Below are 11,538 nucleotides of genomic sequence, written 5' to 3' on the forward strand. Positions count from 1 at the left end.
GTTCGCCATGAAACACGAAACAATTGAAAAGAACGTCGGCCTGCTGATGTTGTTGATGGTGTTTGCCGTGAGCATCGGCGGCCTGACTCAGATCGTCCCGCTGTTCTTCCAGGATGTCACCAACAAACCGGTGGAAGGCATGAAGCCCTACACCGCGCTGCAACTGGAAGGTCGCGACATTTATATCCGCGAAGGCTGCGTCGGTTGCCACTCGCAGATGATCCGTCCGTTCCGCGCCGAAACCGAGCGCTACGGGCACTATTCGGTGGCCGGGGAAAGCGTCTGGGATCACCCGTTCCTCTGGGGCTCGAAACGCACCGGGCCGGACCTGGCCCGCGTTGGCGCGCGTTACTCGGATGACTGGCATCGCGCGCATTTATACAACCCGCGCAACGTGGTGCCCGAGTCGAAAATGCCGGCCTACCCGTGGCTGGTCACAAAAGCGGTCGACAGCAGCCACACGGAAACCAAGCTCAAAACCATGCGCACCCTCGGCGTGCCGTACACCGACGACGACATCAGCGGCGCGGTGGCCAGCCTCAAGGGCAAGACCGAAATGGACGCCCTCGTCTCCTACCTGCAAGTGCTCGGCACTGCGATCAAGAGCAAGAGGTGAGCTATGGACATTGATCTGAGTGCAGGCCTGATCCGCGGCCTCGGCACCGTCGTGGTGTTCGTCGCCTTTGTCGGTTTGACCCTGTGGGTGTTCAGCCGCAAGCGCACACCGGAATTCGCCGAAGCGCGCCTGCTGCCGTTTGCCGACGAACCCCGACCCGAAACAATTTCCGCCCCTGAAACAAGGAGTACCCGGCCATGACCACCTTCTGGAGTACGTGGATCTGCGTACTGACCCTCGGCAGCCTGATCGGCCTGACGTGGTTGCTGATCGGCACTCGCCGGGGCGAGACCAAGGGCAGCGTCGACCAGACCATGGGCCACAGCTTCGACGGCATTGAGGAGTACGACAACCCGCTGCCGCAGTGGTGGTTCATGCTGTTCGCCGGCACGCTGGTGTTCGCGGTGGGCTATCTGATTCTGTATCCCGGCCTGGGCAACTGGAAAGGTATCCTGCCGGGCTACGAGGATGGTTGGACCGGCGTGCATGAGTGGGAAAAGGAAATGAACAAGGCCGACGCCCGGTTCGGCCCGATCTTCGCCAAATTTGCCGCGATGCCGCTGGAGGAAGTGGCGAAAGATCCGCAGGCGCTGAAGATGGGCGGCCGCTTGTTCGCCTCCAACTGCTCGGTGTGCCATGGCTCGGATGCAAAAGGCGCGTTCGGTTTCCCTAACCTGGCCGACAGCGACTGGCGTTGGGGTGGCGATGCCGAGACCATCAAGACCACGATCATGGGCGGGCGAATGGCGGCGATGCCGGCGTGGGGCGAAGTGCTCGGCGAAGCCGGGGTAAAAAACGTTGCGGCTTATGTGCGCCACGAACTGGCCGGCCTGCCCTTGCCGGCCGACAGCAAGGCCGATCTGCAAGCCGGGCAACAAGCGTTCAACAGCACTTGCGTGGCCTGCCATGGCGCAACCGGCCATGGCACCGAAGCCATGGGCGCGCCCAACCTGACGCATCCGGCCGGTTTCATTTACGGCACCAGCCTGACTCAGCTGGAGCAGACCATCCGTCATGGTCGCCAGGGCCATATGCCTGCCCAAAATGAGCTGCTGGGTAACGACAAGGTGCAACTTCTGGCCGCTTATGTGTACAGCCTGTCTCATGGATTGAATACACAAAATCTTCAAGCTGAAGACAATAAGCACTGACTTTATCTGCACTTTTGCCGCGTCCGTCCGGATGCGGCAGTTCCCTCCCCAGTTGCGACCCATTGTCGCACCCCCATCAGTTCCTCCTTTCGGTTCGCCTGATTCAGGTCTACGCTTCGTTTAAGCGAGCCGATCCGTTGGGGTTTTCAAGCCCCATTCAGAGCGCTGCGCCAAAGCAGTCCAGCGGCAAAAAGGCTGCAGATGCCGGTAGACACCGGCCAGCGCGCGCATCGCCGTTCGCAGGTTGCAGAAGGCCAGCAAATTCGCTCGCTCGGCAACGCGCGCGACCAATGTGATCGACGGCGCGCGGGAATGGTTTTCAGCACGCCTGATTTGCCCCTACGCGGCGCATGGAAAGGCCGCAGAATCAGCGTTGGAAAGCATTGACCCCGGTCATGGCGCGTTGCAATGACCCCCTGCTTTCTACATACTTGCGGCCGATTTTATCCCTATAAAAATACCCAAACCGTGGAACCTTAGAATGAGCACAGCAATCAGTCCGACTGCTTATAACTATAAGGTAGTCCGCCAGTTCGCCATCATGACGGTGGTCTGGGGGATCCTTGGCATGGGGCTCGGTGTTTTCATCGCCTCGCAACTGGTCTGGCCGGAACTGAACTTCGGTCTGCCGTGGACGAGCTTTGGACGCCTGCGCCCGTTGCACACAAACCTGGTGATTTTCGCCTTCGGTGGTTGTGCACTCTTTGCCACTTCCTACTATGTCGTGCAGCGAACCTGCCAGACGCGACTGATTTCCGACAGCCTCGCCGCCTTCACCTTCTGGGGATGGCAAGCGGTCATCGTCGGCGCGATCATTACCTTGCCGCTGGGCTACACGACCACCAAGGAATACGCGGAACTGGAATGGCCGATCGCCATTTTGCTGGCCATTGTCTGGGTCACCTACGGTCTGGTGTTCTTCGGCACCATCACCAAGCGCAAAACCAAGCACATCTATGTCGGCAACTGGTTCTACGGTGCGTTCATCGTCGTGACCGCGATGCTGCACATCGTCAACCACATGTCACTGCCGGTCAGCCTGTTCAAGTCGTATTCGGCTTACTCGGGCGCCACCGACGCGATGATCCAGTGGTGGTACGGCCACAACGCCGTGGGCTTCTTCCTGACCACCGGTTTCCTCGGGATGATGTACTACTTCGTGCCGAAACAGGCCGAACGCCCGATCTACTCCTATCGCCTGTCGATCGTGCACTTCTGGGCGCTGATCACCCTGTACATCTGGGCCGGCCCGCACCACCTGCACTACACCGCCCTGCCGGACTGGGCGCAGTCGCTGGGCATGGCCATGTCGATCATCCTGCTGGCGCCAAGCTGGGGCGGCATGATCAACGGCATGATGACCCTCTCGGGCGCCTGGCATAAATTGCGCACCGACCCGATCCTGCGTTTCCTCGTGGTGTCGCTGGCGTTCTACGGCATGTCGACCTTCGAAGGTCCGATGATGGCGATCAAGACCGTCAACTCGCTCTCGCACTACACCGACTGGACCATCGGCCACGTTCACGCCGGCGCGCTCGGCTGGGTAGCGATGATTTCGATCGGCGCGATCTACCACATGATCCCGAAACTGTTCGGCCGTGCGCAGATGCACAGCACCGGTCTGATCAATGCGCACTTCTGGCTCGCGACCATCGGCACCGTGCTCTACATCGCTTCGATGTGGGTCAACGGCATCACTCAAGGCCTGATGTGGCGTGCTATCAACGATGACGGCACCCTCACCTACTCGTTCGTTGAAGCGCTGCAGGCCAGCCACCCGGGCTTCATCGTCCGAGCGCTGGGCGGTGCGTTCTTTGCCAGCGGCATGCTGCTGATGGCTTACAACGTCTATCGCACCGTACGTGCGTCGGATCCGGTGGAAGCCGAAGCCGCCGCCAAGATTGCCGTCGTTGGAGCTCACTGATGAAGCATGAAGCTGTCGAGAAGAATATTGGCCTGCTGGCCTTCTTCATGGTCATCGCCGTCAGCGTCGGTGGCCTGACCCAAATCGTTCCGCTGTTCTTCCAGGACGTCACCAACAAGCCGGTCGAAGGCATGAAGCCGCGCACGGCGCTGGAACTGGAAGGCCGCGACGTCTACATCGCCAACGGTTGTGTCGGCTGCCACTCGCAGATGATCCGCCCGTTCCGCGCTGAAACCGAACGCTATGGCCACTATTCGGTTGCCGGTGAAAGTGTCTGGGATCACCCGTTCCTGTGGGGTTCCAAACGTACCGGCCCGGACCTGGCCCGTGTGGGCGGTCGTTACTCCGATGACTGGCAACGTGCGCACCTGTACAACCCGCGCAACGTGGTGCCTGAGTCGAAGATGCCGGCGTACCCGTTCCTCGTGGAAAACAAGCTCGACGGCAAGGAAACTGCCAAGAAAATGGAGGTTTTACGCACCCTCGGCGTCCCTTACACCGACGAAGACATCGCCGGTGCGCAGGATGCCGTGAAGGGCAAAACCGAAATGGACGCGCTGGTGGCCTATCTGCAGGGCCTGGGCACCATCATCAAAAGCAAACGGTGATCTGAATGGATATCGGGATGATTCGTGGCCTGGGCACCGTCGTTGTGATGGTGGCCTTCATCGGTCTGGCGTTGTGGGTGTTCAGCCCCAAGCGCAAGTCGGAGTTTGAAGACGCGACCTTGTTGCCTTTTGCGGATGATCCCGAAGCCATCAAGCACGTCGAGCAAGCTTCTAGGAGTAACAAAGAATGACTACATTCTGGAGTCTGTACGTCACAGTCCTCAGTCTCGGTACGATCTTCGCCCTGACCTGGCTGCTGCTGTCGACCCGCAAGGGCCAGCGCAGCGAACAGACGGACGAGACGGTCGGGCATTCCTTCGACGGGATCGAGGAGTACGACAACCCGCTGCCGAAATGGTGGTTCATGCTGTTCGTCGGCACCATCGTTTTCGCCCTGGGCTATCTGGTGCTGTACCCGGGCCTGGGCAACTGGAAAGGTCTGTTGCCGGGCTATAACTACCTCGATAACGAGAAGCAGACTGCGTTCGCCAACGGCCAGACCGGCTGGACCGGCGTGCACGAATGGGAAAAGGAAATGGCGCGTTCGGAAGCGCGCTTCGGTCCGATCTTCGCCAAGTTCGCAGCGATGCCGATCGAGGAAGTCGCCAAGGATCCGCAAGCGTTGAAAATGGGCGGTCGCCTGTTCGCTTCCAACTGCTCGGTGTGCCACGGTTCCGACGCCAAGGGCGCCTACGGCTTTCCTAACCTGACCGACGCCGACTGGCGCTGGGGCGGCGAGCCGGAAACCATCAAGACCTCCATCATGGGCGGCCGTCATGCGGTGATGCCTGCGTGGGCTGAAGTAATCGGCGAGCAAGGCGTGGCCGATGTCGCTGCCTATGTAGTGACCAACCTGGATGGCCGCAAACTGCCGGAAGACGCCAAGGCCGACCCGGTCAACGGCCAGAAGCTGTTTGCCGCCAACTGCGTGGCCTGCCACGGCCCTGCCGGTAAAGGCACGCCAGCAATGGGCGCACCTGACCTGACGCACCCGGGCGCATTCATCTACGGCTCGAGCTTCGCGCAACTGCAGCAGACCATCCGTTACGGCCGCCAGGGCCAGATGCCTGCCCAGGAACAACTGCAGGGCAACGACAAGGTTCACCTGTTGGCAGCGTATGTGTACAGCTTGTCTCACGGTGAAAAAGCCCCGGAAGCGGACGCTGAATAAAGCCTGCGCCTGAAGCAATACGAGACGGCCCCGCCAATGGGAATTGGCGGGGCCGTTTTGTTTGAGCAGAAGCATCAAGCGGTTTGCGCGTGAAGGCGATACTGGATACCTTCAATCCCGCAATAATTCAGAGGAGATCAATGATGGATAACCGATCAGAACAAATGCCGGCACAAAGGAAGCGAAACACAAAAACCGATGAGAAAGGGTTAGGCGCCGAACTCCCTGAGCAGGTGCCTGTGCCTTGCACACCAGTGCAAATAGCAAATATCGCCGACTTGTTACGCATGCCAGAGAACGACATCGATTTCTTTGTTGAGCGTGGATTAATCTTCACCAGGCAAGCGTTTGACTGATCCGCTTGTCCCAAAAGTTCGGCCATACTTCATAAGTCAATTGATCCAAGTCACTACACCATCAATTGGTTTCCCCCAACGCGACCAAAGGTCGCACCCTTGAGCCAGAGCTGCAGGCGTATCATTGCGCCACTGCAACAGCCCTTTTTGACCTTGGTTGGCACGTATCGACCGAGGCATTTTCCACTGCCGTGGGATGCAATGATGAGCAATCAGATTCCGGTACACGACGTCACGCCGCCCGGTAAAAACCCGAGCAACAGCGTCGATCTTTATGCCTCACGAGAAAAAATCTACACCCGTGCCTTTACCGGTCTGTTCCGCAACCTGCGGATGCTGGGCGGCGCGCTTCTGTTCCTGCTGTATTTTGGTACGGTGTGGCTGAACTGGGGCGGCCACCAGGCGGTGTGGTGGAACCTGCCGGAGCGCAAGTTTTTCATCTTTGGCGCCACCTTCTGGCCACAGGATTTCATCCTGCTCTCGGGCCTGCTGATCATTGCTGCGTTCGGGTTGTTCTTCATCACCGTGTATGCCGGTCGCGTCTGGTGCGGCTATACCTGCCCGCAGAGCGTATGGACGTGGATTTTCATGTGGTGCGAAAAAGTCACCGAAGGCGACCGCAACCAGCGCATCAAGCTCGACAAGGCGCCGATGAGCGGCAACAAATTCGTGCGCAAGCTGGCCAAGCACTCGCTGTGGCTGTTGATCGGATTTGTCACCGGCATGACGTTCGTCGGGTACTTCTCGCCGATCCGTGAACTGGTGATTGAATTCTTCACCGGTCAGGCCGATGGCTGGTCGTATTTCTGGGTCGGCTTCTTCACCCTCGCCACGTACGGCAATGCCGGCTGGTTGCGTGAGCAGGTGTGCATTTACATGTGTCCGTATGCGCGTTTCCAGAGCGTGATGTTCGACAAGGACACGCTGATCGTTTCCTACGACCCGCGCCGTGGCGAAAGCCGTGGGCCGCGCAAGAAAGGCGTCGACTACAAGGCGCTCGGTCTGGGCGACTGCATTGATTGCACGATGTGTGTACAGGTCTGCCCGACCGGCATCGACATCCGCGACGGCCTGCAGATCGAGTGCATCGGCTGTGCCGCGTGCATCGACGCCTGCGACAGCATCATGGACAAGATGGAATACCCGCGCGGGCTGATCAGCTACACCACTGAACACAACCTTTCGGGGCAGAAAACCCATAAACTGCGGCCGCGCCTGATCGGCTATGCCGTGGTGCTGCTGGCGATGATCAGCCTGTTGGTCACCGCGTTCTTCATGCGCTCGCTGGTCGGTTTCGACGTCAGCAAGGATCGCGTGCTGTACCGCGAAAACGCCGAGGGCCGGATTGAAAACGTCTACAGCCTGAAGATCATGAACAAGGATCAGCGCGACCACACTTACGTGCTGCACGCCGAGGGTCTGCCGGACCTGCGCCTGCAAGGCAAGCGCGAGATCAAGGTCGCGGCCGGGGACATCGTCAGCATGCCGGTCGAGCTGTCGAGCGCCCCGGAACAAATGCCATCGAGCACCAACGAGGTGAAGTTCATCCTCAAGGATGCCGATGACGACAGCGTCCACGTTGAAGCCAAGAGCCGATTCATCGGCCCACAAATCCGTTGAGAGAACTGAACATGCCCGCTGCAAACGCCGCAAGTCCCTGGTACAAGCACCTCTGGCCGTGGATCATCATCGCGATTCTGGCCTGCTCGGTGGCCTTGACCTTGTCCATGGTGACCATCGCGGTGAACAACCCGGACAATCTGGTCAACGACAATTATTACGAGGCAGGCAAAGGCATCAACCGTTCGCTGGATCGTGAACTGCTCGCGCAGAACCTGAAACTGCGCGCGGCGGTGCATCTGGATGGCGTGACCGGCGAAGTCGACCTTCGACTGGATGGCGACAGCCAGCCGCAAACTCTGGAACTGAACCTGATCTCGCCGACCCAGCCAGAGAAAGATCGCAAGATCGTCCTGACCCGCAGCGAAAGCGAAACCGGACGTTACATCGGCCAACTGAGCGACAAGGTTGAGGGCCGCCGCTTTGTCGAATTGCTCGGCACCGAGGATGACCACATCTGGCGCATGTTCGAGGAAGAGCTGGTCAGCGATGACAAGGACCTGCTGCTGGGCGATGAGCCGCTGCAGGGTGCGGAAGACCTTAAGAAATAAAACCTGCGCTTTGCGCATTCGCGAGCAGGCTCGCTCCCACAATGGATCTTCAGTGTCCACAATACCTGTGGGAGCGAGCCTGCTCGCGAAGAGGCCCTTGCGGACGACATAGACTTTTCCTGATGACCACCCCAACCCCTTGCTACCACTGCGCCCTGCCCGTACCGTCGGGCAGTCGCTTCACCGCCGTCGTACTCGGGCAGTCCCGCGAATTCTGCTGCCCCGGTTGCCAGGCCGTGGCCGAAGCGATTGTTGCCGGCGGGCTGGAAAGCTACTACCAGCATCGCAGCGAGGCCTCGGCGAATCCCGAGGCATTGCCGGTGCAACTGGTCGATGAGCTGGCGCTGTACGACCGCGCCGATGTGCAGCAAGCCTTCGTGCGCCATGACGGCGATCTGGCCGAAACCACTTTGTTGATGGAAGGCATCAGTTGCGCCGCCTGCGGCTGGCTGATCGAAAAACACCTGCGCACCCTGCCGGCCGTGGCCGAGGCTCGACTGAACCTGTCCAACCATCGCCTGCACGTCAGCTGGGCGGACGCGCAGTTGCCGCTCAGCCAGATCCTCGCCGAACTGCGCCAGATCGGCTACGCCGCCCACCCGTATCAGGCGGATCGCGCGAGCGAGCAACTGGCCAGCGAGAATCGTCTGGCGCTGCGCCAACTCGGTGTCGCCGGATTGTTGTGGTTCCAGGCGATGATGGCAACGATGGCGACATGGCCGGAATTCAACATCGACCTCAGCCCCGAACTGCACACGATTCTGCGCTGGGTCGCGCTGTTTCTGACCACACCGATCGTGTTCTACAGCTGTGCGCCGTTTTTCAAGGGCGCGATGCGCGACTTGCGCACGCGGCATCTGACCATGGACGTCTCGGTATCTCTGGCCATCGGCAGTGCCTATATCGCCGGGATCTGGACATCGATCACCGGCGTCGGCGAGTTGTATTTCGACGCGGTCGGCATGTTCGCGCTGTTCCTGCTGGCCGGTCGTTATCTGGAGCGCCGTGCCCGCGAGCGCACCGCCGCGGCCACCGCGCAGTTGGTGAACCTGTTGCCGGCTTCGTGCCTGCGCCTGGATGCAACTGGCCAGAGCGAGCGCATCCTGCTCAGTGAATTGCGTGTGGGCGAGCAGATTCTGGTGCCGCCGGGCTCGATTCTGCCGGCGGACGGCAAGATCATCGACGGCCAGTCGAGCATCGACGAATCGCTGCTGACCGGCGAATACCTGCCGCAACCGCGCCTGCCGGGCGACGCAGTCACGGCCGGCACGCTCAACGTCGAAGGCGCATTGACTGTGCACGTGCAGGCGCTGGGGCCGGACACGCGCCTGTCGGCGATTGTCCGCTTGCTCGATCGTGCTCAAGCCGAGAAACCGCGTCTGGCGGAAATCGCCGACCGCGCCGCGCAATGGTTCCTGCTGTTCTCGCTGATCGCGGCGGCGGCCATCGGCCTGTTGTGGTGGCAGCTGGATTCCTCGCGGGCGTTCTGGATCGTCCTCGCCATGTTGGTGGCGACCTGTCCGTGCGCTCTGTCGCTGGCGACGCCAACGGCCCTGACCGCTGCCACCGGCACGCTGCACAAACTCGGCTTATTGCTGACGCGTGGCCATGTGCTGGAAGGCCTGAATCAGATCGACACGGTCATTTTCGACAAGACGGGCACCCTCACCGAGGGACGTCTGGTGCTGCGCTCGATCCGCCCGCTCGGCGCACTCGACGGCGATCAATGCCTGAGCCTGGCCGCTGCGCTGGAAAATCGTTCGGAACACCCGATCGCCCGGGCATTCGGTCGCGCACCGCACGCAGCCGAAGACGTTCAGAGCACGCCAGGGCTGGGCCTTGAAGGCGTGGTCGGTGCACAACGTTTGCGCATCGGTCAGGCTGAATTCGCCTGCGCCCTCAGTGGCGCCTCAGTGCCGTCGTTGCCCGATGAAGCAGGGCAATGGCTGCTGCTCGCTGACACTGACGGCCCGCTGGCCTGGTTCGTCCTCGATGATCGCCTGCGTGACGACGCCCCCGCCTTGCTCGCTGCGTGCAAGGCGCGCGGCTGGCGGACGCTGCTGCTCTCCGGCGACAGTTCGCCGATGGTCGCCAGTGTCGCCGCCGAACTGGGTATCGACGAGGCCCGGGGCGGGTTGCGCCCCGATGACAAACTGCAAGTGCTGCAACAGCTCCATAAAGAAGGTCGCAAGGTATTGATGCTCGGCGACGGCGTCAACGACGTGCCCGTGCTGGCCGCCGCCGACATCAGCGTGGCGATGGGCTCAGCCACTGATCTGGCGAAAACCAGTGCTGACGCTGTGCTGTTGTCCAATCGCCTCGACGCCCTGGTGCAGGCCTTCACGCTGGCGCGGCGCACGCGCCGGGTAATCATCGAGAACCTGCTGTGGGCTGCGCTGTACAATGGCCTCATGTTGCCGTTCGCCGCCCTTGGCTGGATCACGCCAGTGTGGGCCGCGGTCGGTATGTCGATCAGTTCGCTGACCGTGGTGCTCAACGCCCTGCGCCTGACTCGCCTGCCGAGCGCGCCGGCCACAAGCCCCCTGACAGAAACCCGCCCGCTGCCGGCCTGAGCCGCGCCGGCCTGGAGCACAGATGCCAGCTCTCTATGTGATGGTCCCCGCTGCACTGCTGATCGTGGCCATCGCCGTGTACATCTTCTTCTGGGCGGTGGACAGCGGTCAGTACGACGACCTCGATGGCCCGGCCCACAGTATCCTGTTCGACGATCAGGATCCGAACCACACCGCAGCGGTGGACGAAGCCAACGCCGCCAAGCCGGACGACAAGGCGCCACCCCATGCTTGAACTGGCGCCACTGCTGGTTTCGGCGCTGATTCTGGGCCTGCTCGGTGGCGGCCATTGCCTGGGCATGTGCGGGGGCTTGATGGGCGCGCTGACCCTGGCGATTCCCAAGGAGCAGCGCAGCCGGCGCTTTCGCTTGTTGCTGGCGTACAACCTGGGGCGGATTCTCAGTTATGCGTCGGCAGGATTGCTCATCGGTCTGGCCGGCTGGGCGGTGGCGAACAGCCCTGCTGCGCTGTTTATGCGGGTGTTGGCCGGTTTGCTGTTGATCGCGATGGGTTTGTATCTGGCGGGCTGGTGGAGCGGCCTCACGCGCATCGAAAGTCTGGGTCGTGGTGTGTGGCGCTACATTCAGCCAGTGGCGAACCGCTTGTTGCCCGTTTCGAGCCTACCCCGCGCCTTGCTGCTCGGCGCCCTCTGGGGCTGGCTGCCGTGCGGACTGGTTTACAGCACGCTGTTGTGGGCGGCGAGTCAGGGCAATGCGCTGGACAGTGCACTGTTGATGCTTGCGTTTGGACTGGGCACCTGGCCCGTGTTGCTGGCTACCGGGCTGGCGGCTGAACGCGTTACCGCGATTCTGCGCAAACGCAGCGTGCGGGTGGCGGGTGGTTTGCTGGTGATTCTTTTTGGCCTGTGGACCTTGCCCGGGCCACATCAGCATTGGCTCATGGGTCATTAAAATCAAAAGATCAAAAGATCGCAGCGTGCCGCAACTCCTACATGAGATCGCATTCCC

Annotated in this window: 13 protein-coding genes; all 13 read left to right on the forward strand. The window is 61.0% G+C overall.

Annotated elements, in window-relative coordinates; all coding sequences use genetic code 11:
• Positions 1 to 7: 7 nt before the first annotated feature.
• The gene (gene ccoO, locus HU727_RS16935; protein WP_186532678.1) at positions 8 to 616 is read left to right on the forward strand and encodes a cytochrome-c oxidase, cbb3-type subunit II; all 609 of its coding nucleotides are present in this window, start codon (positions 8 to 10) and stop codon (positions 614 to 616) included.
• 3 nt (positions 617 to 619) lie between these two features.
• Positions 620 to 817 carry a cbb3-type cytochrome oxidase subunit 3 gene (locus tag HU727_RS16940; protein WP_186532679.1) on the forward strand — a complete coding sequence of 66 codons (198 nt, stop codon included), beginning with the start codon at positions 620 to 622 and terminating at the stop codon, positions 815 to 817.
• Positions 814 to 1,767: a cytochrome-c oxidase, cbb3-type subunit III gene (ccoP, locus tag HU727_RS16945; RefSeq protein ID WP_186532680.1), complete on the forward strand. Its 954-nt coding sequence runs from the start codon at positions 814 to 816 to the stop codon at positions 1,765 to 1,767. The genes HU727_RS16940 and ccoP (HU727_RS16945) overlap by 4 nt, the downstream gene beginning before the upstream one ends.
• A 481-nt stretch (positions 1,768 to 2,248) precedes the next feature.
• Positions 2,249 to 3,691, forward strand: coding sequence for a cytochrome-c oxidase, cbb3-type subunit I (gene ccoN / locus HU727_RS16950; RefSeq protein ID WP_024012334.1), 1,443 nt, complete (start codon positions 2,249 to 2,251; stop codon positions 3,689 to 3,691).
• Positions 3,691 to 4,299, forward strand: a complete 609-nt coding sequence (ccoO, locus tag HU727_RS16955; protein ID WP_042558541.1) for a cytochrome-c oxidase, cbb3-type subunit II — start codon at positions 3,691 to 3,693, stop codon at positions 4,297 to 4,299. Before ccoN ends, ccoO (HU727_RS16955) begins: the two co-directional genes overlap by 1 nt.
• A gap of 5 nt (positions 4,300 to 4,304) precedes the next feature.
• Positions 4,305 to 4,490: a CcoQ/FixQ family Cbb3-type cytochrome c oxidase assembly chaperone gene (locus tag HU727_RS16960; protein ID WP_003175465.1), complete on the forward strand. Its 186-nt coding sequence runs from the start codon at positions 4,305 to 4,307 to the stop codon at positions 4,488 to 4,490.
• Positions 4,487 to 5,470, forward strand: coding sequence for a cytochrome-c oxidase, cbb3-type subunit III (gene ccoP, locus HU727_RS16965; RefSeq protein ID WP_186532681.1), 984 nt, complete (start codon positions 4,487 to 4,489; stop codon positions 5,468 to 5,470). Before HU727_RS16960 ends, ccoP (HU727_RS16965) begins: the two co-directional genes overlap by 4 nt.
• A gap of 143 nt (positions 5,471 to 5,613) precedes the next feature.
• The gene (locus tag HU727_RS16970) at positions 5,614 to 5,826 is read left to right on the forward strand and encodes a hypothetical protein (protein ID WP_186532682.1); all 213 of its coding nucleotides are present in this window, start codon (positions 5,614 to 5,616) and stop codon (positions 5,824 to 5,826) included.
• A gap of 204 nt (positions 5,827 to 6,030) precedes the next feature.
• Positions 6,031 to 7,446 carry a cytochrome c oxidase accessory protein CcoG gene (ccoG, locus tag HU727_RS16975; RefSeq protein ID WP_186532683.1) on the forward strand — a complete coding sequence of 472 codons (1,416 nt, stop codon included), beginning with the start codon at positions 6,031 to 6,033 and terminating at the stop codon, positions 7,444 to 7,446.
• A gap of 11 nt (positions 7,447 to 7,457) precedes the next feature.
• Positions 7,458 to 7,997 carry a FixH family protein gene (locus HU727_RS16980; RefSeq protein WP_186532684.1) on the forward strand — a complete coding sequence of 180 codons (540 nt, stop codon included), beginning with the start codon at positions 7,458 to 7,460 and terminating at the stop codon, positions 7,995 to 7,997.
• Positions 7,998 to 8,119: 122 nt separating this feature from the next.
• On the forward strand, positions 8,120 to 10,570 hold the full coding sequence (locus HU727_RS16985) for a heavy metal translocating P-type ATPase (RefSeq protein ID WP_186532685.1): 2,451 nt from the start codon (positions 8,120 to 8,122) through the stop codon (positions 10,568 to 10,570).
• A 22-nt stretch (positions 10,571 to 10,592) separates the two neighbouring features.
• Positions 10,593 to 10,805 (forward strand): cbb3-type cytochrome oxidase assembly protein CcoS, encoded by a 213-nt coding sequence (gene ccoS, locus HU727_RS16990; RefSeq protein ID WP_186532686.1) that lies wholly within the window; start codon positions 10,593 to 10,595, stop codon positions 10,803 to 10,805.
• Positions 10,798 to 11,481, forward strand: a complete 684-nt coding sequence (locus HU727_RS16995) for a sulfite exporter TauE/SafE family protein (protein ID WP_186532687.1) — start codon at positions 10,798 to 10,800, stop codon at positions 11,479 to 11,481. The genes ccoS and HU727_RS16995 overlap by 8 nt, the downstream gene beginning before the upstream one ends.
• Positions 11,482 to 11,538 lie beyond the last annotated feature (57 nt).

The organism is Pseudomonas khorasanensis (assembly GCF_014268505.2).
Lineage (GTDB): Bacteria > Pseudomonadota > Gammaproteobacteria > Pseudomonadales > Pseudomonadaceae > Aquipseudomonas > Aquipseudomonas khorasanensis.